Raw genomic sequence first — 25,577 nt, forward strand, 5'->3', positions numbered from 1 at the left:
GTACTCCTTTATCATACATTTTGTGGTAAATTACTCCTTAAATTTTATCAGGATATTACAATGAAATGTAATTGTAATAATTTTCATCTCCAAATTCGACAAAATGTGATGTTATAATTTTGCTTGTTACTAGAGAATTAAAAAGAAAGGAAATACTAATGAGTAAATTATTGATTAAGAAATCTACCATAACGATTGGGATTGCTGCTTCATTAACTTTATTTAATAATACATCTTTAGCATTAGCATCTTCTGAGAAGGATTTGCAAAATGTAAAAATTAATATACAAGAAAATCGTAGTAAAGTCCAAAGTGGTTTAGACAAAGCAGAAGAAGAACTTGAAAACATAAAAAAGGAACAAGATGATATTAATGCAGAAATTAAACGTCTGGATACATTGATTTCCAAAACCAATAGCGAAATACGTGAAAACGATGAAAATATTAAAGAAGCAAACACTAAGGTTAAAAAGTTAAATACGGAGATAAAAACTCTTAAAGAGCGCATACAGCAACGTGAGGAGTTGCTAAAGGAAAGAGCTCGTTCCTATCAAGAGACTGGAACTATTAACTATTTAGATGTTTTAATAGGATCACAAAGTTTTAGTGACTTTCTAGACAGAGCGGGAGCGGTAACAACCATAATCACTGCAGATCAAGAGTTAATACAAAAACATTTGGATGAAAAAAAATTGTTAGAAGATAAGCAAAATCAAGCAAAAGACCTGTTAGAAAAACTTGAAAATTTTGGTGAATCTCAAAAGAAGCTAAAAAGCGATTTAGACATACAAAAGAAGGAAAAGGATAATATTATGAAATCCTTAAAGTCTAAAGAAAAAGATTTAGAAAATGAAAAACTAAGTTTGGAAGAACAAAACTCATTGCTTAATTCTCAAGATGAAGCTATTGGAAAAGCAATAAAATTAGAATCTGAGAAGGAAACTGTAGTTAAAAATAAAACTGGATCAAGTAATTCTTCAATAAATAATGATTCGAATACAACTATTTCTAAACAGGCAAAAGGAGCGTGGACAGCTCCAGTTCAGGGGCGTTTAACTTCTACTCTTGGTGAAAGATGGAACAAGTTTCATGCTGGTATAGATATTGCTAATAGTGCCGATGTTCCAATAGTTGCTGCTGCTGATGGAGTTGTTAGTAGATCTTATTATTCCACAAGTTATGGCAATGTAGTCTTTATCTCTCATTCTATTAATGGACAGGTCTATACAACTGTTTATGCGCACATGGATAGTAGAGTCGTTGAGGCAGGAGAAACTATTTCTAAGGGGCAACAGGTAGGAATTATAGGTAACACTGGACAATCATTTGGTCAGCATTTGCATTTTGAACTCCATAAAGGTCAGTGGAATGCGTCTAAATCGAATGCTGTCAACCCACTCGACTATATTCCATTGTAAAAATTCCAATTAATCACAATAATTATTTTATCATTAACTTGATTAAAAAAAGTTTAATTAAGTTAATGTTTTTTTTTGAATTATTTAATATAAATATGGAACCCAAAAGGGGGAAATTGACAGATAAAACGGTAAATGAGATATGTGCCTTTACAAAGGTTAGTCAGGCTTCATTTTATCGAAAGTTAAAGGAAAGAGAAATTAATATGCTATAGCGGATTGGACATTTATATATGTGTCCCCTCGATGCGATTCGTTTTCGTACCTCTAAAAAAAGAAGAAAAAAAGGAGAGTATTGTTTTTCTGTTATGCGAGAAAAATTTAGCGACCTTAAAATTAAAATGAATAAAAATCTTTATAAAAAACAGTTCATTATTCAAGTTATTAATTTATCTATTTGCACTACTTTTATTGAAATTTATTCATCTATGTATATTATTCATTTTGATTTAAAAATTTGAAAATATTTTCGTAATTTCTCGTAAAAAATCCTTGTTTGAATATTATCCTAATAAAAAGTAAAGGAGTGATAAAAAATGGAATGGTTATCTATTTTACTAGTACTTATATGTCCAATTATGATGTTATTTATGATGAAAAGTCATGGAGGACATAAAGATAAGGTGAACAATAAATAACTAGATGCAAGAATTATTAATTTGGAAATCGAAAATAAAGAATTGCATAGGAAACTAAATGAAATTTCTACTAAATGATTTGATGTTTCTTAAGATTATAAAAGAACACCTTATTGTGTTTTAATTCCACTTTAAGGTGTTCTTTTTCTATTTCTTTCTAAAGTTTTTAATAAACTAGTTTAGTTTATTTTGAAATGTTAAATCAGTGGAATTACTTACCAGTCTCTATGTGTATAAAAATTCCCTTTTCATCATCTGTGATGCCCATAATAAGTGGTGTATCACTTGTTATTCCAAGTATATTTCGTATTTCCTTTGGTATAGAAATACGATTCCTGCTTAAATAACATTGATTTAAATTTTTATTATCATGGTTTGCTATTATTATAATAGATTTGTCTAATATATCAATAAATAAAAGGTCTCCATCTTTTAAGTTCAACAGATTCTGTACTTTTTTTGGAACAGAGATTTGTCCATTGTTATAAATTCTCCTTCTATACACAGTCATTTTTCCACACCTTTTTAATTTTGCTTTAATAATAACTTTTTCTATTATAGAAATTATTATTGAAGAAATTGTGCAGAAATCAAATTACCTTCTTTTCTCCATACTTTTTTGATGAATTGATTATAAACTCATGTTATTAAGTAGTTAGGGAGAATAATAATGCAATTTCAGTTTATTGTCTTGATTATGATAAGTTTGTTGTGTATAAGTATTTTAATAATATTGCTTGTGAAAAGAACCAAATTAGTTATAATTTCACTTATTTCTTTGTATTTAATCATAATATTGTCTTTATTTAGTATTGATAATAAGAAAGTCAATGAAATTTTACGCAAAGAAATAGCGATAGATATTTCTATACCGAAGTCTTTGTTGAAACAGACAAGGGAAAACCCTAAAGAACTAAATAACAAAGATAATGAAGTAGATACAATATCTAATTTAGAACTAATTAAGGATGACATTTTAATAGATGCACCTATAATAAAGCAATTTCCAGAGTTGCCTAGGGGCTGTGAAGTAACTAGTTTAGCAATGTTTTTACAATATTATCAAGTTGAAACAGATAAAATGGAACTTGCTAAAAACATAAAAAGGGATTCAACTCCTTTAACAACTCAAAATGGAAAGATACATTGGGGAGATCCAAATCAAGGATATATTGGAGACATGTATTCGTATAACAATCCAGGATATGGGGTTTATCATAGACCTATAATGGAGTTGGCAGAAGAGTATCTACCAAACAAAATAGAAAATTTAACAGGAAAACAGTTTGAGGAATTAAAATTATATCTTTCAAATGACAGACCTGTTTGGATAATTACTAACACAAGTTATAAAAAATTGCCTAATACCTCTTTTGAGGAATGGGAGACACCAAATGGAAAAGTTGAAATAACGTATAAAGAACATTCTGTGCTAATTACAGGGTATGATAATTCTTTCGTATTCTTTAATGATCCCATTAGTGGTGAAAAGAACAAAAAAGTACAATTAGGACCATTTATAGATGCTTGGAAACAAATGGGGAGCCAAGCCCTTTCATTAAAGTTAAACTAAGAATAACTTATTAACAGAATTACAGTTCAAGTGGAAATAAGTAACACATTTTAGTAACCTTTAAATCACAGGCTTTAAAGTGCATAGGAAAATTTTGGAGGTAGTGTATAAATAGTTTCGTTGATAATATTGTTCTCGTAGACTTTAGTACTAGGGGGGTATATGGACTTTAACAATAAATTTTTATCTTCAACGTTACTAGTAATACTATTATCGTTATTTTTTGGAATAAATTCAGAAGCATCTTCATTATACACAGTGAAATCTGGAGATACACTGTGAAAAATAAGTCAGCAAAATGGATTTCCTATAGGATCTATACAAATAGCAAATAATCTAAAAGTTAATAAATTAAATGTAGGACAACGATTGACATTACCAGAACCAATTACTGAAAGCGAAAGAACTTTATTAGCACAATTGATTTATGCCGAAGCACAGGGAGAACTTTATTCTGGAAAGGTTGCAGTAGCGCGACTGTAGTTCTAAACCGTGTAGATAGTAATCTTTTTTCCTAATACAATAAGAGAAGTAATATATGAACGTTCTAATGGATATTATGCTTTTTCGCCAGTTCAAAATGGGAAAATAAAGAATAACCCAACTACGGTAGAATATAGAGTAGTAGATGAGGCAGTAGCATATAGAGGGAAAGGGAGTAGATCCCTGTATTTTTACAATCCCAAAACAGCAAAAAGTGAGTGGATTCTAATTAAAGAAGTAACGGTGAGAATTGGAAATCATTCTTTTGCAAAGTAAACAAACATGAAACACAAAGGGGACCCCTTTGTGTTTTTATTAAATTTAGGAACTTGAACGAATTTGATTACGACTTTTTTTATAACTTTATTAGAGTAGATAAATATGAATATAAGTTCTATCACATCTTACGCAACTCTTGGTGTTTACGCCAACCATAGGGAGTCAATCCCATTGGCTTATATACAGACAAGATTACAATCAGGATTAACACAAGTAAACCAACCCCTGGATGGAAAAGTTCACTTGGTAGAACAAAATTGGCAGTATCCCTTCTTTTTGTTTTAGCAGCTAAAGCGCTCACTAATGGCATATGCAATAGAAAACGATAATGGAATAAGTTTGAAGAGAACTCAATAGTGCTTGAATAAACCCTATGGTGTGCCAAGTGATATATTATAATTATACCAGTAAGCAACGAAGCGAAAGCCAGTGGGACAATGACGTACCATCCTACTATCCAGGCTGCCTGCAACGTTAAAATATCCTACGACTTTTAATATTTAATACCATGTTAAGAAAGATTACGCTCATTCACTACGTGAAACTGCGTTTTTTAGAGATAAATGTTTGTTTATTGAGGGAGTTATTGATAAAGTACTAATTAATGTGTTTCATTCAATAAATAGTTGTAGGAGTAATGTAATAGTGAAAATAATGGCATGTAATGAAAGACCAATTGATTACGAAGAAGTTATCAAACTTTATAGGAATTCGGAGTTGTTAGAGGAGAGAGTATTTCAAGATAAAGAGGATAAATTAAATAAAGTACTGACCCTTGGTGCTTGGAAGGACGAATCTTTGATTGGCTTAGTAAGAGCAGTGTCAGATGGGAACTCTAGAGCCTATATAGAAGATATAGTTATTCATAGTTTATATCGGAAGGAAGGTTTAGGAATTAAATTGGTTTCAACAGTGTTAAAAGAACTTTCATGTAACCATTTTATATTGCGAAGGAAATATAATACTCTTCTATGAAAAAAGATATTTTATGATGAAAGAATTTAATAAATAAGTGTATGACTCTAAATATATGAAGAAAGAGGGCATTAATCCAGTGATATGCTCTCCTTAAAATTGGCAGACAAAAAACAAAAAGTTCGTTGCTTAAAGGTGGGGGATGATTCTTACGAACTTTGTAATAAATAAACATTACTTATCCCGCTTTAAAACGATGGAGACTGCCAGTTAGAGATTATTTAACTGGGGATTATTCATTTTTGAAATATGAAGTTAGTGGCTCAGATGGTCTTCAAGATAAATGAGGAAGAAACAAAGAGGAACAGGAGTTAACCGCAGAAGAAAATTTTAAACTTGAAATGAAACGACTTGAAAGAGGAAACGAACGGATACTTGCTGAAAATGCATTCTTATAAAAGTTAGAGGATTTAAAAAGGAGGCGACATTAAACCAAGTTCGTTACATGGATAAATAAATAGCTATTCAAGAATTACATGAAAAGGAAAAGTACTCTATTATTCAACTATGTAAAATGGCAGGGATCGCCTGATTACCCTCCTACTATAAATGTCAAAACCGCACCCCGACTACTAAAGGATACGAAAAATGAAGAACTTTTGAAGGAAATAAAAGTAATTCATCATAAGATTGAAGCAATATTTGGCTATCGTCGAATGAATTTAAATTTAAACCGTAAATTTAACAAACAATTTAATTATAAACGAATTTATTGAAGGAAGCTGGAAACATAATAAATTTGTATACTCAGCATATATACATTAGACATTCATCAGAAGGGTACCAGCAAAATTGGCCTATACTGTTTGGCGGTCGTAAATTAAATGCTTAAGCCATACAGCGAAAAATGTTATTTAAGCTAGAGTTTGTCCTGACAGTATCTTCAATGGTTAAAACAGCGAATACATTGTAATTATGATGGGTGTATTGTTATCTATAATTTTAATTATAATTCTGCTACCTATTGTTAGCAATTTATAGTATAGCAGAATTAGCTAAAGTTGTTCTTTCGGCGAAAGAGATAAACAGCATTATCTTCCGATGGTGGTAAAATGAGAGAAGACAATCGTTCATCTAGTTCCATAGTGAAGTTTTCAGACGCAGCGTTATAATAGGCATCATAATCGCCAGTAATTTTAGGTTTTTTTGTACCAATTACAATATATAATTCAACTGATTTAGTTTTAAAAACGTGTTTCTCATATGAATTATTAGGAACGGGCCACGAACATAGGACAACTTCTGGATTGTATTTATTAAGAGCAGCTTTTGCATTTGCTTTTTCAACAAAATCGGGATAGTTTATAAAATAATCCCAACTAAAGTCATCTGTGGCTATGCAGTTAATATTTTTGTCTTTCAAAAACTTAGTTAATGTACCATCCCCTGCTGCAATCTCTACACAATATTTACCGTCTAATATAGTTGAGAGATTATTAATTAATTGTTTTGTATAAAAACAATAAATTCCTCTCTCATTCACAAGAGGTAGTAAAACTTTTTTATTTACAATGAATTTCCAAAAGAACGTAAATAAACCTAATGAGACTGGTTTCCTTATTAAATCTTTTTCAAATAGGAGCTTCTGTAAAATAAATCCGTCCCATATATTTAACCGTGTTTTGTTTTTTATTTTATTTGTAGAAGAAGCGAAGATAAGCCTTTGTAACAAAAATATGGCAAATCGGGCTTTGATTATATTTGGCATAAAGGCATTTAATGTTTTTTCGTTATACCCACTCTTTGCAATTTTTTTACTAGCTATTTTTGCATTTAAAGTGTATTTTTCAATTATTGTGTTAATTAAATTAGAATCTTTTGAATTTATTATGGCATTTATCTCCTTTAAAACATCTCCTTTATATTCCGGATATTGAGTCAAAAGTTTTTCTACACTAATCTCATTTTTTAGAATTTGTAGTGATAAGTCCTTTGTAAAGTTTTTCATTTCTTTCTCCAGTGCTTTGAAATTTTAGTTTTTCTAAATATAAAACATTTATACAATCCATGTATTTAATTATAATAATTTTTGGAAGATTGTTATGTTATTAATTTTAATTAAAATAACATTAACTTCTTTTTTAAATACTTCTTTGCTTAGTGGGATTCGTTTTTATTTTATTTACTTTCTCTTCTCTATGGCAAAATTATTAGTAGGCTTTTCTTCCTTTTATAATTATGTCTATTAAGAAAGTATTTTATGTGATTTAACTTTTTTTGTTTTGATTCATGTATTTCCGGAAGTTTAAAATATGCAATAAAGCAGAGTCAACTTATTTGTTATTAAATTTTTTAAAAATAAATAGATGTGTTTGTGTTTGAAAAATATGGTATATTTAGTTGATTTTCTAAAGTAATTCAAATAATATGATTATATGAATGTATAATCATATAAAGAGAGGAGAGTTAAATATGTATGATACTTTAATTATAGGGGCTGGTCAAGCTGGTATTTCTATTGGATATCATTTGAACAAATTAAATCGAAATGTCGTTATTCTTGAAAGGAGGTCAGAAATAGGGTCAAGTTGGAGGGATAGATACGATTCTTTAATTTTATTCACTCCACGTATGTATAATTCTCTTCCGGGAATGAAAATGGAAGGAGATAAACATGGTTTCCCAACAAAAGATGAAGTCGCGAACTATTTAATGAATTACGTCAAGAAGTTTAACATACCAATTAAATTAGGTGTTGAAGTAAAAAGTGCCTATAAACAAGACGGCTATTATTTAGTGAAAACAAATTATAAAGAATATATGGCGAAAAACCTTATAGTTGCTTCTGGAGCTTTTCAAACACCTAAAATTCCGTCTTTCTCAAGAAAATTACCAGAAGGGATATTTCAAATACATTCATCGCAATATAAAAACCCTCAGCAACTTGCAGATGGTAATGTTTTAGTTGTTGGTGGGGGAAATAGCGGTGCTCAGATTGCTGTTGAATTGTCTAAAGAAAAAGATACTTATTTATCACATGGTGAAAAGTTACTGTATTTACCTTTAATATTACTAAAAAAAAGTATTTTTTGGTGGTTTGATAAAATAGGTTTATTAAAACAAAATTATAACACTAGGTTAGGGAAATTCATTCAGAGTAAGGGAGATCCAATATTCGGATACGATTTAAAACATACTATTAGAAAAAAGAAAATAGTTATCAAAGGAAGGGTAATCGATATAAAAGAGGACGAAATTATTTTTAAAGATCAATCATCATTAAGAGTAAACAATATTATATGGGCTACAGGTTTTAAAAATCCATTACCTTGGCTGAAGGTTAATGAAATATATAATAAACAAGGTGAAATAATTCATCAACGGGGTGTCACAAACGTAATGGGATTATATTTTATTGGCTTACCGTGGCAATATAGAAGGGGGTCATCCTTACTTCAAGGAGTTGGATACGATGCAAAATACATTGTAAAACATATTATGAGTAAAGCATAAGTTATTAATGATAATTAGGCAAGTAATGTGATAATGTGAATTTTCATCTACTCGAAAATTTTGACTTATTTAGGAAATAAGCATATTATTAATATGAATATATGTTCATATAATTACAGTGTATTTTTTTCTTTATTACGATACACTTTAAAGAATGTGATATTAAGAAAAGAAGATGGTGCAAGATACAGGATTAAATGAAATTCATAAGGAGGAAGAACAATGGGACACGGACATGACCATTCCCATAATCATGCAAGTGGGACAAATAAAAAAGTTTTATTGATTTCTTTTAGTATTATTACTATTTATATGGTTATTGAGGCATTTGGAGGATTTTTAACAAACAGCTTAGCGTTAATATCAGATGCAGGCCATATGTTAAGTGATTCTATCTCTTTAATGATTGCTCTTATCGCATTTAAATTAGCTGAAAGAACGGCAAGTCATAGTAAGACATTCGGTTATAAACGCTTTGAAATTATTGCTGCAGTAATAAATGGAGTAACATTATTACTGATCTCTCTTTTTATATTTTATGAAGCAATTGATCGGTTTGCTAACCCACCTGAAGTTGCTACAACAGGAATGCTGTTAATCAGTTTTATCGGGTTATTGGTCAATATACTGGTTGCTTGGATAATGTTGCGTAGCGGTGATACGGAACATAACTTAAATATGCGAGGGGCGTATTTACATGTCATTAGTGACATGCTTGGTTCATTAGGAGCAATAATTGCTGCTTTATTAATAATGTTTTTTGGTTGGGGGTGGGCTGACCCTCTTGCTAGTGTAATTGTGGCACTACTTATCCTAAGAAGTGGCTATTATGTTACTAAGGATGCTATCCATGTATTAATGGAGGGAACTCCTAAAAATATAGATGTTAAAGATATCATTACAACAATTGAGGGGACAAAGGGTATTATTAAAATCCATGATTTACACATATGGACGATTACTAGTGGATTGAATGCACTTTCTTGCCATGCTGTTGTAGACAGTAAATTAACTATTGCAGAAGGCGAAATTATTCTACGTGATATTGAACATGAACTTGAGCATAAAGGAATTACCCATGTAACAATTCAATTGGAAACTAGCGAGCATAACCATGAAAATGAGGTCTTATGCCAAGTGAAAAATGAACCTATGCATGATCATCAACATTAAATTTATACAAGACCTAAAAATAGGTCAGTACTTTGTTGCTTTAGAATTTATTAACGAATATTGAAAAAAGCGTTTCGCTTTTTTCAATATATCTACTAATAGGATGTTATTTTTCTTTAAAAACAGATTTATTTTAGAAAAATTATATTTTTTTAGTTGTCCTACTATATAAAATCGGTTGGCATAGTGATTTGACAAATATGATAATTATCGGATATTCTTTTTATATGAATGAGTGCGCATTTAAGAATATAGCAATGCATTCTAATTTATTTTTTAGAAAGCTGGTGGATAAGTAAATGAAAAGAGATATCAACTCTTTGTTATCTGACGAAAATATAAAGGGACTTTCACGTGTTTGTAAAGTACTTACAAATCCAACAAGAATAAAAATATTATCTTTGATATATAAAAAAGAGTTAACAATAAATCAGATTTCTGACAGACTGAAAATGTCTAATTCTATGATATCTAATCAAGTAAACTATTTAACAAATGTAAAATATATTGAGTGTAGAAAAGGGTCAGAGAATTTTTATAGACATGACGACGAAGAACTAATTATTACAATAAATCAATTATTAAAACAAGCAAATTAATAATATCAAATACCAAAGTTAAATTTCATCCAACAGAAAGAACCTATCCAGTAAGTTACTGGATAGGTTCTTTCTGTTGGATATGAAATTTATTCGTTATCATTATCAGTTCTTGTATAAAAGTAATCATTAGGATTTATCGGTTTACAGTTTTTAGGAGTATAAAATCTTAAAAGGATCACCATTTACTACTTTATCGGAAAGAGAAAGGGTGGTAGTGACCTTATCTAGAAGCCTTTTTGCCTCAATGGTTTGCTCATCCTGTATTACCTTTCCTTGAATTGTAAAATTTTTCATCAATTGCTGATATGGTTGGACTCACAAAGTCACCATTTCTAAATGGTACAAGTTCATTATGACCTTCAGATAAAAGGTTTATGCCAAATTGGATGTAGTTTTTAGTATCAATACCCAGTATATAAAAGGGGAGGCATCAGGTCAATTTGCCCGTCATATTCTTCAATCGTACCACCTGTTAGTTTAAACGCAACTGATCAAGAGATGGGTTATCATAGGCTGCTAGGCTGCCTAACTTCTCTATATACTTTAATGCTTCTTTACGATTGACTATAGAAAAATCTATTATTAAGATTAATTCAGTATTTTCACAATCATTAATAGTTACCTCTATAAATCCAAAAAAGTCTTTGACATATCTAAATTAAGTTTGTAGGTTAATCAATTATATAAAAAACCAAAGCTAATGAATATTGTTTCGATTTTGTTTCCAATAGGAGAATTTACCTACCTTAATCCTATTTGCATATATGAACAAGTGGATTAGTTTAATACTTATAAAATAAGGTAAAAGACATTAATAAGAATGTTATTTGAAAAACAAGAATTAGAAATGAAAGGAGAAAGTAAATGGAAAAATCTCATGCGTCTGCAAAAAATATTAAATTGGCCTTTGGGATTAATCTTCTTTTTTCATTATTAGAATTTATTGGCGGCTTTTTGATTAACAGTGTTGCTATTATGTCGGATGCTGTTCATGATTTAGGAGACTCTCTTTCGTTGGGGCTCTCATGGTTTCTCCAAAAATTTTCTAATAAGAAAGGGGATCAACAATTTTCTTTTGGCTATAAGCGATTCTCTCTCCTTGGTGCATTAATTAATTCTTTGGTTTTAATTGGGGGATCCGTCTTTATTATTTCTAAAGCCGTTCCTCTGTTGTTTAATCCGGTACATTCCAATGCGCAGGGAATGTTTTGGTTTGCCATTGTAGGAGTACTCTTAAATGGATTTGCCGCTTTTCGGCTGCACAAGGGGAACTCCATCAACGAAGGTGTTATTTCCTGGCATATGATAGAAGACGTTTTAGGTTGGGCAGCTGTTTTAATGGTCAGTATTGTTTTGTTGTTTAAGGATATTCATATTCTTGATCCGATTTTGTCTCTTGCGATAGCCTTGTTTATTTTAATTAATGTTGTACGAAATTTGATTAAAACCATGAAGATACTCTTAGAAGGTGTACCAAATGGCGTTAATATAAAAGAAATTCAATCGAAAATTGAAAGGATACAGGGGGTTGTTTCGGTTTCTTCATTGCATATCTGGTCCATCGATGGAGAAGAAACTGCCTTAAATGCACACCTTTGTGTCACAGGAAACCGCCTGAGTGATTGTGAGGTAATTAAGAAGTCTGTACGGGACGTCACTTCTGACCTGAACATTACCCATTCAACAATTGAACTGGAATGGAAAAATCAATAAGTAGTTGTAGGGAAGGACCTTTGCCCTTTAAAAAAGCCAAAATAAAGATCGGAAAAAAATTCAGTTTCTTTTCTGATTTATATTTTGGTTATTCTATTTTGAAGTTTTCCTTAAAGAGAGGAATCCTAACTGTGTAATCATTAAATACTGTTAAGTTTGAAATTATAACGAGAAAGAAAAACCCTTTGGCAGGTAATCTTGTATCACTTACTGTATTTAACAAGGACGAGCGCATTTCGTAATTTTCTTCATAGGATAGTAGTGAATGATTAAGAGCCTTTCTTTCAGTGAGAGGAGATTATAGTTATGCTTTTATCTACTTTTATCAAGAATCTGTCTCTTATTTAAGTAGCTACAGCAATTTAGAACGTTTTGTCATACTAAAGAGTAATTTTAAAACACATTATTTAAAGTAAAAATACTTCCAGACAAGATAATGATATGAATATAAAAAAGAACGATGATGCTGAAGGAAGCGTAAATGACCTTCAAGCGGTATTTCTAAAAGGGATAATCCCTGGTTAAAAATTATCTTAAAACAAGTCCTCTTTTTAAGATAATTGTGTCTTGAGCCGGCAAGCTAAAAGGGACAAAAAATTTTACTCAGAATTTCACATAAATCATAACCAAAATCATACATTAGCTTAGATTTCACAACTTAAACCATCGTAATTGGTATGTATATCGCTAAACATCATCACGTAGCTAAAGCACAGGATTATCAAGGAATGGAGCTAGGTCCAATACTTATTTTGAACTCCAATATTTCCATATATTAATTTTTCAAGGGTGGTAAAGCTTTGGATGGTAGTATTAAGTAATACAGGAACAGTTTTAATTTTTATTTTAATTGCATTATGGAAACTACGTATGAAAAGTTAAGATAATAAAACGAAGAAGTGTCTGATTATGCGATATCTCGTATTTGCTATTTAATACTCGGAAGTGATAATAGGTGTTCCAATTGTTACTTTTACTTGATTCGTAGATTCACTAGTTTCTCTGTATGCAATATGGAGGTTCATGTATTGGTTATCACCAAGAGGGAGTTTATTCTCCCAGCGTTTCGTATATGCGGATAGAGAAACGAATTTTGTTTCATTTAGACTTTGTATTTCTTCTCCTGAAAAATTAGTTAATAGTTTAGATGCTTCAGTATACAAAGATTGATTAATATTTTTTGTTCCTTGGACGGTATAAAACGCCGAATAATCCTCTATTTTATTCTTATACATATTGAAGATTGCTGGCCATTTAGTTTCATCCCATTTGCCCTTTATATCATAGGTGACACTTAAATTATACTTACCGCTCTGTGAGTATATAATGATTAGAACTTTCTCCTCTAGGTCTGCAATAGAAGTTTTTTTCTTGCCTTCAATTTTATAGTAATCTTTCACAAATTTCTTTTTTGACCAACTATAATCTTTTTCAGTGTCTTTAATATCATCTATTGTCCTATCAAGATCTTTCATATCAGAATATTTCCTAATAGGTTCTTTAATATACATAGACCAATTATTAATAAATATATTGTTTTGCTTTGCAATTTGTGTAATTTGACTTAATTCATTATCTTGGTAAAAAGCTTTAGCTTCATTTGTTGTTAAAGTTATTAATAAGAAAAAACAAAATAATAGAATTAATTTTTTCATACTTCTCAACTCCCTCTATATATGAAGGATAGCCAGGAAAATAAAAATTTATACTAGATTAGTAAATTTTATGTTTTTATTCTTTAATAGGAATTGCAATAATCAAAACTTTAATATTGAGTTAATGGAATTAAGTAATTTTTTTCTAGTTATTTAATTAGGTATATCACCATGGATAAAAGATGAAAAGTATGGATGCAGAATCATTAAAATAGAAGACATTAGAAAAATATGCTCATGATATTTAGGTGGCAAAACGCGTGGATATAGAAGTTGTTGACATTCCTCGATCGGGCATTTATGTCCGGGCAACTTAGAGACGATATTGGAGAGTATATCTATACGCTATGTTACTTTTTTGGTTGTGATATTTTTAAACTTAATGGCTATTTTTTTCTATGTCTGCAAAACTTGGAGTCGTAAAAGGAATAAATTTATTTGATTTTGCTTAGGAGCAATGACCTGAACCAGTTTCTTTTGGTCTATGGATAGAGGAAATGTTTGTAACGGTAACTGATTTGTTGCATTCATTGATGCTGCTATAAGGCTTTATTATTTTTTTGCATTCTTCAGCTGTAATCGCGCTATTGGTTCTTCTGTTATCCTTTAATTGCATATAATGGGAGTTATGTCTTAAGAGTAGGGTATAGCTGGACTTGTTTTTGTAGTAGTAATTTCATTTGGGATATATGCAAAACAAGATATGTTACCACTCATACTGGTGTGCTATCCCTTTCTGGACACTAAAACTATTGAAGGTATAAATTTATTGTGATTATTCATGTAAATATAAGGAAACCAAAAAAGGACCTAATTTAAAATATTATAGGAAAGTTGCTCTACTTTGAAGTTAGACTGTTAAAAAGAATAATTCAGCCAATTAGTTAGTTATAATTAGAATCCCGCTAACATATGTGGTTGTTGGCGGAACCCTAACTTTAAAAAAATAAGCCGGCAATTACAAACAAAATAGTTGAGACACCCAATGCTACGAAAGAGGAAGCGGATTTGGCCTTAGCATAATCAACAACGGGCAAATCAAAAACTGAAGCAGTAGTGACGGTTGTCTCTCCTAAGGGCGAAGTGAAGTCACCAAAGGATCCTGCGGCAAACACTGCTGCCACCGCCAGTGGCAGTGAAGCATCGGTAGCTTCTGCTAATGAAATTGCTAGAGGCATTAAAAGACCCCATGTACCCCAAGATGAACCTATAAAATAAGCTATAAGCGAACCAAATAAAAAAACTGCTACCGGTACAAAAGCCCCTGACAAAAAGGTTCCTGCTGTTCCTGTTATGAAGCTGGAAAACCCAAGGTCTTCCGCCATATTTGCAAGTGCCCAAACGAGTACTAATAGTATGATAGCCATTATTATTTGGTTTCCGCCATCAATGAAATGAAACATTAATTCAGAGATTTTTTCCTTTCGTAGAAGGAACAAACATAAAGAAAAAATGACTGTCGCAAAAAGGGCAATTAACATTGCTTGCGTTGCATCAGCTTGTTGCATTGCATCTAAGAACGAGTTTGCTCCCTTATGTAAACCATCTTGCCATATTAGATAAAATGTGCTAGATAGAAGTAAAAGTAAAGGTAAAATAAGGTTCATCGCTTTTGGTTCTACCTTTTCTAATTCGGATTCAATACTTTCCCTGTGAATCTCTTCTTCAATTTCAGACACGTTATGACCATTATTTGAATCAATTCCTTTTCCAATATATCGCCCTGTCAGTACTGCAAATATACCGATTGTCACTATTGACAAAGCCCAAAAATTAAAAGGGATACTTGCTAAAAAAAGCTGATAAGGAGATCGGTTAATATTTAATTGATTTAACGAACCTCCTACAACAGAAACCATATATCCAGTGTAAGTTGTGGCCACAGGCATTAGGACAATTACTGGAACGGTGGAAACGTCGATTGCATATGCAAGCTTTGCCCTCGTAATGGCAACGGATGTTTTTGCAGCCTTCATAACTGGTCCAGTAGTCATAATCCTAAACTCGCAATCCATAAAGGTGACGAGAATCGTAGACCATGCAACGATTAAGGCGCTTCGCTCGGTTTTAATTCGCTTCTGTACTGTTTTTGCAAATCCTTTAATGCCTCCAGCAACTTGCATCATACCAACAAGCCCTCCGAAAACAAATAGAAAAATGATGATTCTAAGGTTGTCTCTATCTGAAATGGCAATAAACACATAATCACTCATTTTAGACAAAGAGTTAAAGATTCCGGGTTTTAATGAGTATGAGCCAATTAGAAGTCCCAATCCTAGACCAACTAATACTTGTCGGGTTGTCATTGCCACAAATACGGCGATGACAAACGGAACAATAGAAAACCAATTTTCCATTAATATCCCTCTTCTCTACAATAGATTTTACACACATATTTTGTACCAAAGGTTTAAAATCATTCGTAAAATAATGAAATAATGTAGAGTGTATATCTTCTAATGCTATATAAGTTATTCGTTAACCTATCTTATACGATTAAACTCTTTAATATTAATTTGGACTCAAAAAATATTAATTAAAACAATAAGCTAAGGGAATATAGAATTTTACCTCTGAATATATTTGTTAAAACTAGTTCTATATGGAGGCGTGGAATGTCTGTAGAAATTAAGGTCAGTTTAATCATTATGAGTTTAGTTTTTATGGGGATAGTACTAGGGGGAGGACTCATTCGAATATTATTCCCTTTTTTGAGAGATAAATATTACTTTTTGCCCCTTTTGGGCGGTGGAGTTTTAGCTGGAATGTTGGGATTTGAACTTATTCCTGAAGCCATAGCTAGATATGATATCCTTGGTCTAATGGCAGGAAGTTCTGTAGGTATTTTTTTTATTGTGCTTGTAGAAAAATATACTCATAACATAAAGTATAACGGTATACAAAATATGAAAGTTATATTTTTATTATTCTTCGCTTTATTCATCCACAGTATCCCTACAGGTATAGCTCTTGGAATTAATATTGGTGAAACTGATACTTCCCTTTTGAAAGTAACATTGGCTCATAATATCCCAGAAGGGATGGTTTTGATGACTTCTCTATTAATTTCAAAAGCCGGTATAAACATTTTTTGGATTTTATGCGCTATGTTATCGGCTGCACTAGCAATCAATGTGTATGTAGGGATGGAGTTAAACATTGCATCACCAAAAATAACAACTATGTTCATGGGAGCTGGAATTAGCACACTAGGCTATGTAACGGTTTATGAAATATTATGGAAAACCATTAGCAGGTAAACTTGCATTCACTGTAAAGCTAAAGATAAAGTAGCTTTTTCCATGAATAATTTAGGCTGCCATACGGTGGTTAATTTTATAAATAAAGACAGCAATCCTCAATTAAACGAATTGTTTATGAAGGTATATATTCTTTCCTTATGTTTGTATAGAACCCGTGGTTTAAAATTATATGAATTCCATGCTAATATAGGCCCTAAAAGAAAAGCGAAGTAAGTGTGTGAGAGCTTTCCTCTTAAGGCCCTTAGTAAGGTATAGAACCTTATATTGTTTCGGCATAAAGGATCAATAGTTTAGTTAATCAACAAAAATTTAATAGTTTCCTTTTATCACATTTATATGTCTGTATGTTTCTAACTGGTGGCATTCGGACTCTCATTCACATAGAACCGAGTTCTAAGACAACTGCAGATAGTGTATCAGAATGGAAATCTCTATTAAGTGACAGTCTTGGTTAAGAAAGCTTTGTAGTCATATTCTATTGGATCAAGACAGGCGTTAAGTTTGGAACAATGCTTTAGGAGTATGACCTTAGGTACAAACCACTTGATAGAGTTATGGTGGAATCAAGGGTTGCTAAAAAATTACTAATAGAACATTATTAATTCAATTATCTTATGCAGAAGCACTAGGAGAACCATATGAACTTAAAAGTTGCATTAGGAATTTAGTCTTGAATCAGTGTTTATATTAATACATTTTCATATACAATTAGAAAAGTTAATTTTAATAGTTCTAACAGTTATTTTATTATCTTGCTTGTTAAAATAGGCAAAATAAATAAGACTCTACAAGCATAGGAAACAAGGCATTGGATAAAACATTGTCTATAGAGAGGACACAAGGTCTCTATACTTCTACAATCAAAAGGGAATGGATTTTAACTAAAGAAGAGAAGTGAATGTCAGATTTGGTAACAAACTTTTGCAAAGTAAGCAAAAAAAGGGGAAATCCTTTTTTTTTATTAATTAAATAGGAACTAGGATTGGATCCTTTTTGTTTGAGTAAAAATAAAAATAGAACACTATCATAATCTTTTTGATTTCAGTCTCTAATGATGCTCTTGCTGTTTATGCCGTTTTGGAGTTTAGGAGTTCAATTTTTGTAAAGTTGAGGGTTTCGGAAGTTAGTGGTAAAAATACCCTTACGGAATTGTACACAAAACGTACACTATTTGTACACATTTTTTTATATACTTCCATGATAACATTGTATACATAGTGAAAATAGAAAAATACAATCTATCATTTACATGATTAGAATGGTTGATAGTTGTATAAGGATTATCTATAGTTCTTATAAAGAAAGAAATCCTGTTATATGAACAAGGTATTGATAAATATGTGTAAAAGTTCTTTAATGATAAATGTTTAAACCAGACAATCTATTGTTTAAGAGTATATAAGTATACAAAAACTTGTTCAGAATTTCACATAAATTAACATTTGAGGAGGCTTTAAAATGGAGTTTGATACAGTTACAATAAGTAGATTAATTACCGCTATGACACTAATTTTTCATATTGTTTTTGCTACTTTAGGCGTAGGTGTACCATTATTTATTTCGTTAGCTGAATTTATTGGTATTAAGAAGAAAGACAAACATTATGAATTATTAGCTAAACGTTGGTCCAGAGGTTTTGTGATATCTGTAGCTATTGGGGTGGTTACGGGAACGGCTATAGCCCTACAGTTATCTTTAGTTTGGCCAAACTTTATGGAGCTTGCCGGCAATGTGATTGCATTGCCGCTGTTTATGGAAGTCTTTGCATTTTTCTTTGAAGCAATTTTCCTGGGGATTTATTTATATACTTGGGATCGATTTAAAGGGAAATATACACACTGGTTATTATCTTTACCTGTCATTATCGGTGCAGGTATGTCGGCGGTATTCATTAGTACAGTGAATTCGTTTATGAATTCACCAGACGGATTTACCATGGTGAATGGTGAGTTTACTGCAGTAAATCCATTGCAAGCCATGTTAAACCCATCAACTCCCACAAGAGTCTTTCACGTCTTAGGAGGTTCATATTTAACAGTTGCTGCAATTTTAGCTGCCCTTGCTGCGTTTGCACTCTTAAAAAAGAAAGGTGCTGCAGAATATCATAAGAAAGCATTAAAAATGACTGTTATTTCTATGGTTGTGTTCTCTTTGCTAACTGCATTAGGTGGAGATTTGTCAGCAAAATACCTAGCCAAGTACCAGTCAGAAAAATTAGCAGCTGCAGAGTGGCACTTTGAAACAGAGGGTAATGCTGATCTTGTTCTTTTCGGATGGTTAAATGAAGATAATGAAGTAGTTGGGGCGATCCGAATTCCAGGTTTTTTAAGCTTTTTAGCAAATGGTGATTTTACGAGTGAGGTAATAGGGCTTGAGGAAACACCAGAAGGAGAACGACCACCATTAATCATTCACTATTTGTTTGATTTGATGGTTTCGATTGGATTATTCTTATTAGGGGTTTCGTCCTTGTATCTAGTATTAAGTAGATTTAAACGATGGGATGTCCACAACAAGTTTATATTATGGTTACTCGCTTTAGGTGGTCCACTTGCGATGTTAGCAGTCGAATTTGGCTGGGTATTTGCAGAGCTGGGCAGACAGCCATGGATTTTAAGAGGATATATGACAGTGGAAGAGGCAGCAACTAAATCTCCCTATATTGTTCACATGTTTTTCTTATTTTTAGCACTATACTTAGTGCTTGGAACCCTATTTGTCCTTACTTTAAGGAAATTATTTAAAGATAAGCCTGTGGAACTCGAATTAGAGAAATACTACCCTGAACTTAATAAGGGGGATAAAAAATGAGCTATGAAGTAATTGGGATTAGTGTATTATGGATATTTTTATATGGATATCTAATAGTGGCATCCATAGATTTCGGTGCAGGCTTTTTCGCTTACTATGCAAAAGTTACGAAACAAGATCACATTATCAATAAAATTATTTCACGTTATTTATCTCCAGTTTGGGAGGTAACAAATGTATTTTTAGTATTCTTTTTTGTTGGTATTGTTGGATTCTTTCCATCAACAGCCTATTACTATGGATCAGCATTACTTGTACCCGCAAGTTTTGCCATCATTTTGATAGCTATTCGCGGTTCCTTTTATGCTTTTGAAAATTATGGGTCAAAACAAAGTAATATTTATATGTTTCTATATGGTGCAACAGGGCTATTTATCCCAGCCTCTCTATCGGTTGCCTTAACGATTTCTGAGGGCGGATTCATTACAGAACAAAATGGACACGTATCATTAAAATACTTTGAGTTATTTACTAGTCCATTAGCTTGGAGCATTGTTGGTTTGGCTATTGTCTCTGTCCTGTTTATTAGTGCGAGCTTTATAACGTACTATGCATCAAGAGCAAATGATATACCGGCACTTCATTTAGTAAGAAAATGGGCACTTTTTTGGGCAACACCAACCATTATTATGGCACTTACAACCATGATAGCTTTAAGTCAGCGCAATCAGCAAAATTACGAAAATATGATTGATTTATGGTGGGTTTTTGGTCTATCGATGGCATTTTTCTTAATTGCGATTAGTCTATTGTATATTGGCAAGTATTATGGTGTTGCTTTTATAGCGATTATGCTGCAATTTCTTTTTGCCTTTTTTGGATACGGCATGGCCAAGTTTCCATATTTACTATATCCGCAAATCAGTATAGAAAATAGTGTTACAAATCCTTCGATGGGAATTGCACTTATTGTTGCATTTATAGCTGGACTGCTATTATTAGTTCCTTCCCTGATTTTGTTAATGCGTCTGTTCTTATTTGATGCAGATTACGCGAAGGGTAAAAAATAATGAGATTGAACAAAGGGCTGAATTGATTATGCAAAAATTAAAGCAGACCATCTGGTTATATAAAAAAAGAATTTTTCTTTTAATGGGATTAACATTAATACTTGGTATAGCCGTTATTACACAGGCTTTCGCAATGACGAATATAGTGGATGGTGTCTTCTTGAATCATCAAACCTTTTCAGCAGTTATACCATGGTTAATCCTATTATTATTCATACTATTGATTAGATCTAGTTCTGATTATCTAAGTAAACGTATCGGTGTTTCCATTGCGAGCGATGTAAAGAATGCTACGCGTAAAGAATTATTAACGAAATATGCTGGTAGCTCTATTCAGTTAGCAGAAAAAGGGCAAACAGGTAAAAAGGTTAGTATGCTGCTTGATGGTGTGGATGAGATGGATAGCTTTTATAGTCAATTTATTCCGCAAGTGATGCAGAGCACCTTTGTACCGATTTTAGTGCTAATAATCATTTTTACACAACATATCAATTCAGGTTTAATACTATTAGTTTCCGCTCCTTTTATTCCGATCTATATGATTATCATCGGAATTAAAACGCAAAAAAAATCAGAAGAGAAGTTAGAAAAACTAGCTTCTTTTTCTGGTAACTTTTTAGATGCATTAAAAGGACTCGTTACGTTAAAGTTATTTGACCAAACGAAACGTCAAAAGGATGAATTAGAAAAAAGTAGTTTGAGTTTTCGTGACACAACTCTTGATATACTAAAGATTGCTTTTACACAATCCTTTGCACTTGAACTTATCTCCATGTTAAGTATAGGAATTGTTGCACTGGAATTGGCTATACAGATGATTATTTATGAAAACATGTCATTCTTTACGGCCTTTTTAATTCTTATATTAGTTCCTGAGTTTTTTACTTCATTAAAAGAACTAGGAACAACATTCCATAATGGCAGAGCAAGTATGGGAGCGACGAAAAAAGTATTAGAAGAATTTGAGGAACAAGAAAACTTGTTGTTATGGGGAAAAGAAGAGCTGCCAAAGCAGGATGTTCCTCCAACTATATTACTTGATCAAGTAGGATATACCTATCCTGTTGGGGACTTTCAATTAAAGCCGGTCACTGCTACGTTCTTGCCAAAACAAAAGATTGCCATAGTTGGTGCAAGTGGAACAGGGAAATCTACTTTACTTAACATATTGGCAGGAATGATAACTCCAGATCATGGGTCAGTTAAAATTAATAGTAGAGAGCTGACTAGCTATACAGAAGCTTCCTGGTTAAATCAGATCTCTTACATTTCACAGCACCCTTATATTTTTTCTGGTACGATAGCCGAAAATATATCAATGGGGATTACAGATAAGGTAGAAGAAACAGCTATAGAAGAGGCTGCAAGATTGGCTGGGCTTTTACCACTTATAAAATCTTTAGAAAAAGGGTTTCAAACAGAAATAGGGGAAGCAGGCAGGGGATTATCTAGCGGCGAGAAACAAAGGGTATCCATTGCCAGAGCCTTTCTGAAAAAACCGAATATAGTTTTACTTGATGAGCCAACACGAGGACTTGATCTTGCTACGGAAAGTATCTTGCAGCAATCGATTGAAATGCTAAGTGAAAAGGCGACTGTTATAACGGTAGCACATCGATTGCATACCATTAAAAATGCAGATCAGATTCTCTATCTAGAGAATGGGCAGTTACAAGCAACTGGTTCGCATGAATACTTGGTTGAGAATATCCCAGCATATAAAAAAATTGTTACCATTCAAAAAGGGGGGGCTAAACAATGAGCGCTTTGCTAAAAGTAATTAAACTAGTTTTAATAGAGAAAAAAGATATCGTTATTGCGGTTATCTGTGGCTTTATTGCTGGAATTAGTAGTGTAGGTTTATTTGCAGCAAGTGGTTATCTTATTTCTAAATCGGCCTTAACCCCTCCCTTTTATACATTAATTGTATTAACATCAACTGTAAAATTATTAGGTCTAGTTAAAGCAGGGGCAAAATACGGAGAGCGTCTTTATTCCCACAGAGCAACATTTACCATTTTAAGTAATTTGCGAGTGGCTTTTTTTGAAAAATTAACCCCACTTGTTCCAAATGTTTTTCAAAAGTATAGAAGTGGAGATTTACTAGCACGTGTAGTTGGAGACGTAGAAAGTTTACAAAATTTCTTTCTGAGAGTTTTTTACCCACCAATGGTGTTATTACTTGTTTTTATTAGTACCATTTTCTTTGCTAGCTTCTATTCAATGGAGATTGCTGTAATCCTTTTAATTGGATTTTTATTGACCACCGTCCTTATTCCAGCGCTATTTACCTTAAGACAAGTGAAGATTAATGGCAAAGTTAGAAATGAACGTGGTGAATTATCCACATATATTACAGAAATGATGTTTGGCTTTCGTGATTTAAAGTTATTTCAACAATTACAAACAAAACAAAATCATTTAATAAGTCAATCAGAAGCCTATATTGCTCAACAAAAAGCTAAAAATATAAATAAAATATCCAGTCAATCGTTTAATGGATTTATTACCTTTGTAGTCAGCTGGTTTGTCTTAGCCTTTGGAGCATATTTAGTTACGAATGGTACATTAGAAGGGATATTTTTGGCAATGCTAGTCATGGTTTCCCTTACTGTCTTTGAGCCTGCAGCACCAATGGCCGTCTTTCCAATCTATATGCAAGAAAGCAGTGATGCTTCCAAGCGTTTATATGATGTAGTAGAAGACCCAGACGTACAGGTTAATGAGACTAAGGCGACTATATTTAAATTACCGGATAATGCCCCATCACTACACTTTAAAGAAATCCAGTTTACACACCAAGGCGATTGGCGGACAACAATCCCTAATCTTTCATTAACGATACCATCTAAATCGAAAGTAGCAATTGTAGGTGCAAGTGGTTCTGGAAAATCCACATTACTGCAAATTGCCTTAAAGTTACTACAAGTTCAAAACGGTAAAGTATTCTGGGATAAACAAGATACAGCAAGTATTGCAGGCGAAGCAATCTGGGAACAAGCAAAGGTAGTGTTGCAGGAAAATCATTTCTTTTATGGTACCATCCGAGAAAATCTAAAATTAGCTGGAGCTGAACTTACAGATGATCAGTTGAAAGCTGCCTTAACTAACGTAAATCTTGAACAATTTTCATTAGATCAGCAAGTATTAGAAAACGGTGAAAATCTTTCAGGAGGAGAAAAACAGCGATTAGCCATTGCTAGAGCTTTCCTAAAGAAAGGACATCTGTGGTTATTAGATGAGCCCACTTCATCATTAGATGCACTGACAGAACAAAGTATTTATCAGCGACTTTTCGAATATGCAAAAGAGGATACTTTAATACTAATCAGTCATAGGCTGCAAGGATTAGACAGAATGGATCTAATTATTGTAATGGACCAAGGAAATATTATAGAATACGGTTCCTACCAAGAGCTTTTGAACAAAGAAGGATATTTCTTTCAAATGAAAACATTAGAAGAAAGTTTACTTTAAAAAGGAATAAATAATAGACAAGAGTGTGAAACACGCCAACTATGCACTAGATATAAGAGCTATTGTATTTTGGTGTCGTTTTTTCACCACAATTATTAATACTATGTGTAGTATAATGAATATCAGATTAGCCAGTTCCTCCTAGGTAACTGGCTTTTTGAATTGTTGTACTGGAATTTTTGCAGAAAGGGGTATTTGCTGATTCTAAGAAATATGTACAATGTTCATAAGTTTTGCTTGAAATAACATATTTTTTTGATAACCTAATTTTATAAAAAAGTTTCAAGGATTCCTATATCAACCACTTTATTATTCCCATAGACCTGACCTTAATCTCTATACTCTTGAAAACATTCAGATTATAATTTGATTCTTCATAAGTTGTCAATTTTCCCATCAAATTCATTGAAAGCTGTTGAGAGGCATATTAAAAATATCCCAGGCAGTTTAACAAATTAGAAGTCCTAGATAAGGTTTGTTACTGTATGCAATCTAATTGTTGCACTACTTATCCTAAGAAGTGGCTATTAAGTTACTAAAAGTTACTAAGGAACCTATAATAATCCTACTAATAAATTTGGTGGTATAAAGTTTGACAAATACAAGGATATTCATATATTCTATATATGAATGAGTGCGCATTTAAGAATATAGATGCATTCTAATTTATTTTTTAGAAAGATGGTGGGATAAGTAAATGAAAAGAGATATCAACTCTTTGTTATCTGATGAAAATATAAAGGGACTTTCACGTCTTTGTAAAGTACTTACAAATCCAACAAGAATAAAAATATTATCTTTGATATATAAAAAAGAGTTAACAATAAATCAGATTTCTGACAGACTGAAAATGTCTAGTTCTATGATATCTAATCAAGTAAACTATTTAACAAATGTAAAATATATTGAGTGTAGAAAAGGGTCAGAGAATTTTTATAGACATGACGACGAAGAACTAATTATTACAATAAACCAATTATTAAAACAAGCATATTAATAATATCAAATACCAAAGTTATATTTCATCCAACAGAAGAACCTATCCAGTAAGTTA

General features: G+C 32.0%; 19 protein-coding genes and 1 pseudogene. 16 read left to right on the forward strand and 4 right to left on the reverse strand.

Translation table 11 applies throughout. The annotated features are described in order from the left end of the window. Nucleotides 1-158: 158 nt before the first annotated feature. Both L8T27_RS28075 and L8T27_RS28080 read left to right on the forward strand, forming a co-directional pair. Nucleotides 159-1,418 (forward strand): murein hydrolase activator EnvC family protein, encoded by a 1,260-nt coding sequence (locus L8T27_RS28075; RefSeq protein ID WP_127739836.1) that lies wholly within the window; start codon nucleotides 159-161, stop codon nucleotides 1,416-1,418. A gap of 581 nt (nucleotides 1,419-1,999) precedes the next feature. After that, nucleotides 2,000-2,056 (forward strand): hypothetical protein, encoded by a 57-nt coding sequence (locus tag L8T27_RS28080; protein WP_237944447.1) that lies wholly within the window; start codon nucleotides 2,000-2,002, stop codon nucleotides 2,054-2,056. A gap of 211 nt (nucleotides 2,057-2,267) precedes the next feature. Here the strand turns inward: L8T27_RS28080 and L8T27_RS28085 are convergent, their stop codons facing one another. Continuing rightward, nucleotides 2,268-2,567 (reverse strand): AbrB/MazE/SpoVT family DNA-binding domain-containing protein, encoded by a 300-nt coding sequence (locus L8T27_RS28085; protein WP_127739835.1) that lies wholly within the window; start codon nucleotides 2,565-2,567, stop codon nucleotides 2,268-2,270. A 159-nt stretch (nucleotides 2,568-2,726) separates the two neighbouring features. Here L8T27_RS28085 and L8T27_RS28090 point away from each other — a divergent pair, with 159 nt between their 5' ends. From L8T27_RS28090 to L8T27_RS29040, 4 genes and pseudogenes are all read left to right on the forward strand, one after another. Next, nucleotides 2,727-3,629: a C39 family peptidase gene (locus tag L8T27_RS28090; RefSeq protein ID WP_127739834.1), complete on the forward strand. Its 903-nt coding sequence runs from the start codon at nucleotides 2,727-2,729 to the stop codon at nucleotides 3,627-3,629. Between the two features lie 162 nt (nucleotides 3,630-3,791). Next, nucleotides 3,792-4,388 (forward strand): annotated as a pseudogene (locus L8T27_RS29035) (cell wall hydrolase). Nucleotides 4,389-5,045: 657 nt separating this feature from the next. Then, nucleotides 5,046-5,366 (forward strand): GNAT family N-acetyltransferase, encoded by a 321-nt coding sequence (locus L8T27_RS28100; RefSeq protein WP_235856665.1) that lies wholly within the window; start codon nucleotides 5,046-5,048, stop codon nucleotides 5,364-5,366. A gap of 476 nt (nucleotides 5,367-5,842) precedes the next feature. After that, nucleotides 5,843-6,082 (forward strand): helix-turn-helix domain-containing protein, encoded by a 240-nt coding sequence (locus L8T27_RS29040; protein ID WP_366881137.1) that lies wholly within the window; start codon nucleotides 5,843-5,845, stop codon nucleotides 6,080-6,082. A 275-nt stretch (nucleotides 6,083-6,357) separates the two neighbouring features. Here L8T27_RS29040 and L8T27_RS28105 read toward each other — a convergent pair whose 3' ends face one another. Continuing rightward, complete coding sequence (locus tag L8T27_RS28105) at nucleotides 6,358-7,314, reverse strand: class I SAM-dependent methyltransferase (RefSeq protein WP_127739832.1); 957 nt, start codon at nucleotides 7,312-7,314, stop codon at nucleotides 6,358-6,360. A gap of 464 nt (nucleotides 7,315-7,778) precedes the next feature. Here L8T27_RS28105 and L8T27_RS28110 point away from each other — a divergent pair, with 464 nt between their 5' ends. The 4 genes from L8T27_RS28110 (at nucleotide 7,779) to L8T27_RS28125 (ending at nucleotide 12,307) form a co-directional block, all read left to right on the forward strand. Next, nucleotides 7,779-8,819: a flavin-containing monooxygenase gene (locus L8T27_RS28110; RefSeq protein ID WP_127739831.1), complete on the forward strand. Its 1,041-nt coding sequence runs from the start codon at nucleotides 7,779-7,781 to the stop codon at nucleotides 8,817-8,819. A 222-nt stretch (nucleotides 8,820-9,041) separates the two neighbouring features. Then, the gene (locus tag L8T27_RS28115; RefSeq protein ID WP_127739830.1) at nucleotides 9,042-9,992 is read left to right on the forward strand and encodes a cation diffusion facilitator family transporter; all 951 of its coding nucleotides are present in this window, start codon (nucleotides 9,042-9,044) and stop codon (nucleotides 9,990-9,992) included. A 299-nt stretch (nucleotides 9,993-10,291) separates the two neighbouring features. Then, complete coding sequence (locus L8T27_RS28120; RefSeq protein ID WP_127739829.1) at nucleotides 10,292-10,591, forward strand: ArsR family transcriptional regulator; 300 nt, start codon at nucleotides 10,292-10,294, stop codon at nucleotides 10,589-10,591. A gap of 867 nt (nucleotides 10,592-11,458) precedes the next feature. After that, a complete protein-coding gene (locus tag L8T27_RS28125) occupies nucleotides 11,459-12,307 on the forward strand; it encodes a cation diffusion facilitator family transporter (protein ID WP_127739828.1) in 849 nt (282 codons plus the stop codon). Nucleotides 12,308-13,239: 932 nt separating this feature from the next. Here the strand turns inward: L8T27_RS28125 and L8T27_RS28130 are convergent. Together L8T27_RS28130 and L8T27_RS28135 are read right to left on the reverse strand one after the other, a co-directional pair. Next, entirely contained in the window at nucleotides 13,240-13,962 is a 723-nt protein-coding gene (locus tag L8T27_RS28130) for a YwmB family TATA-box binding protein (protein WP_127739827.1), read from the reverse strand. 938 nt (nucleotides 13,963-14,900) lie between these two features. After that, a complete protein-coding gene (locus L8T27_RS28135) occupies nucleotides 14,901-16,319 on the reverse strand; it encodes a Na+/H+ antiporter NhaC family protein (protein WP_127739826.1) in 1,419 nt (472 codons plus the stop codon). A 258-nt stretch (nucleotides 16,320-16,577) separates the two neighbouring features. On the opposite strand from L8T27_RS28135, the gene L8T27_RS28140 reads away from it, so the two are divergent. The 6 genes from L8T27_RS28140 (at nucleotide 16,578) to L8T27_RS28165 (ending at nucleotide 25,520) form a co-directional block, all read left to right on the forward strand. Further along, nucleotides 16,578-17,222, forward strand: a complete 645-nt coding sequence (locus tag L8T27_RS28140) for a ZIP family metal transporter (protein ID WP_127739825.1) — start codon at nucleotides 16,578-16,580, stop codon at nucleotides 17,220-17,222. Nucleotides 17,223-18,683: 1,461 nt separating this feature from the next. Further along, nucleotides 18,684-20,036 carry a cytochrome ubiquinol oxidase subunit I gene (locus tag L8T27_RS28145; protein WP_127739824.1) on the forward strand — a complete coding sequence of 451 codons (1,353 nt, stop codon included), beginning with the start codon at nucleotides 18,684-18,686 and terminating at the stop codon, nucleotides 20,034-20,036. Further along, the gene (locus L8T27_RS28150; protein ID WP_127739823.1) at nucleotides 20,033-21,046 is read left to right on the forward strand and encodes a cytochrome d ubiquinol oxidase subunit II; all 1,014 of its coding nucleotides are present in this window, start codon (nucleotides 20,033-20,035) and stop codon (nucleotides 21,044-21,046) included. The genes L8T27_RS28145 and L8T27_RS28150 overlap by 4 nt, the downstream gene beginning before the upstream one ends. A gap of 28 nt (nucleotides 21,047-21,074) precedes the next feature. After that, entirely contained in the window at nucleotides 21,075-22,808 is a 1,734-nt protein-coding gene (gene cydD, locus L8T27_RS28155) for a thiol reductant ABC exporter subunit CydD (protein ID WP_127739822.1), read from the forward strand. Beyond that, complete coding sequence (gene cydC / locus L8T27_RS28160) at nucleotides 22,805-24,523, forward strand: thiol reductant ABC exporter subunit CydC (RefSeq protein ID WP_127739821.1); 1,719 nt, start codon at nucleotides 22,805-22,807, stop codon at nucleotides 24,521-24,523. Before cydD ends, cydC begins: the two co-directional genes overlap by 4 nt. 697 nt (nucleotides 24,524-25,220) lie before the next feature. Then, nucleotides 25,221-25,520: an ArsR family transcriptional regulator gene (locus tag L8T27_RS28165; RefSeq protein WP_127739820.1), complete on the forward strand. Its 300-nt coding sequence runs from the start codon at nucleotides 25,221-25,223 to the stop codon at nucleotides 25,518-25,520. Nucleotides 25,521-25,577: the final 57 nt, after the last annotated feature.

The sequence above is a fragment of the Niallia sp. Man26 genome (assembly GCF_022049065.2).
Lineage (GTDB): Bacteria > Bacillota > Bacilli > Bacillales > Cytobacillaceae > Niallia.

Bases quoted from the DNA above. Each gene is read 5' to 3' on its own strand.
- L8T27_RS28105 (WP_127739832.1), bottom strand. From the start codon at position 7,314: ATGAAAAACTTTACAAAGGACTTATCACTACAAATTCTAAAAAATGAG.
- L8T27_RS28075 (WP_127739836.1), top strand. From the start codon at position 159: ATGAGTAAATTATTGATTAAGAAATCTACCATAACGATTGGGATTGCT.
- cydC (WP_127739821.1), top strand. From the start codon at position 22,805: ATGAGCGCTTTGCTAAAAGTAATTAAACTAGTTTTAATAGAGAAAAAA.
- L8T27_RS28110 (WP_127739831.1), top strand. From the start codon at position 7,779: ATGTATGATACTTTAATTATAGGGGCTGGTCAAGCTGGTATTTCTATT.
- L8T27_RS28100 (WP_235856665.1), top strand. From the start codon at position 5,046: ATGGCATGTAATGAAAGACCAATTGATTACGAAGAAGTTATCAAACTT.
- L8T27_RS28140 (WP_127739825.1), top strand. From the start codon at position 16,578: ATGTCTGTAGAAATTAAGGTCAGTTTAATCATTATGAGTTTAGTTTTT.
- cydD (WP_127739822.1), top strand. From the start codon at position 21,075: ATGCAAAAATTAAAGCAGACCATCTGGTTATATAAAAAAAGAATTTTT.
- L8T27_RS28135 (WP_127739826.1), bottom strand. From the start codon at position 16,319: ATGGAAAATTGGTTTTCTATTGTTCCGTTTGTCATCGCCGTATTTGTG.
- L8T27_RS28085 (WP_127739835.1), bottom strand. From the start codon at position 2,567: ATGACTGTGTATAGAAGGAGAATTTATAACAATGGACAAATCTCTGTT.
- L8T27_RS28125 (WP_127739828.1), top strand. From the start codon at position 11,459: ATGGAAAAATCTCATGCGTCTGCAAAAAATATTAAATTGGCCTTTGGG.
- L8T27_RS28130 (WP_127739827.1), bottom strand. From the start codon at position 13,962: ATGAAAAAATTAATTCTATTATTTTGTTTTTTCTTATTAATAACTTTA.
- L8T27_RS28145 (WP_127739824.1), top strand. From the start codon at position 18,684: ATGGAGTTTGATACAGTTACAATAAGTAGATTAATTACCGCTATGACA.
- L8T27_RS28120 (WP_127739829.1), top strand. From the start codon at position 10,292: ATGAAAAGAGATATCAACTCTTTGTTATCTGACGAAAATATAAAGGGA.
- L8T27_RS28150 (WP_127739823.1), top strand. From the start codon at position 20,033: ATGAGCTATGAAGTAATTGGGATTAGTGTATTATGGATATTTTTATAT.
- L8T27_RS29040 (WP_366881137.1), top strand. From the start codon at position 5,843: ATGAAAAGGAAAAGTACTCTATTATTCAACTATGTAAAATGGCAGGGA.
- L8T27_RS28115 (WP_127739830.1), top strand. From the start codon at position 9,042: ATGGGACACGGACATGACCATTCCCATAATCATGCAAGTGGGACAAAT.
- L8T27_RS28090 (WP_127739834.1), top strand. From the start codon at position 2,727: ATGCAATTTCAGTTTATTGTCTTGATTATGATAAGTTTGTTGTGTATA.
- L8T27_RS28165 (WP_127739820.1), top strand. From the start codon at position 25,221: ATGAAAAGAGATATCAACTCTTTGTTATCTGATGAAAATATAAAGGGA.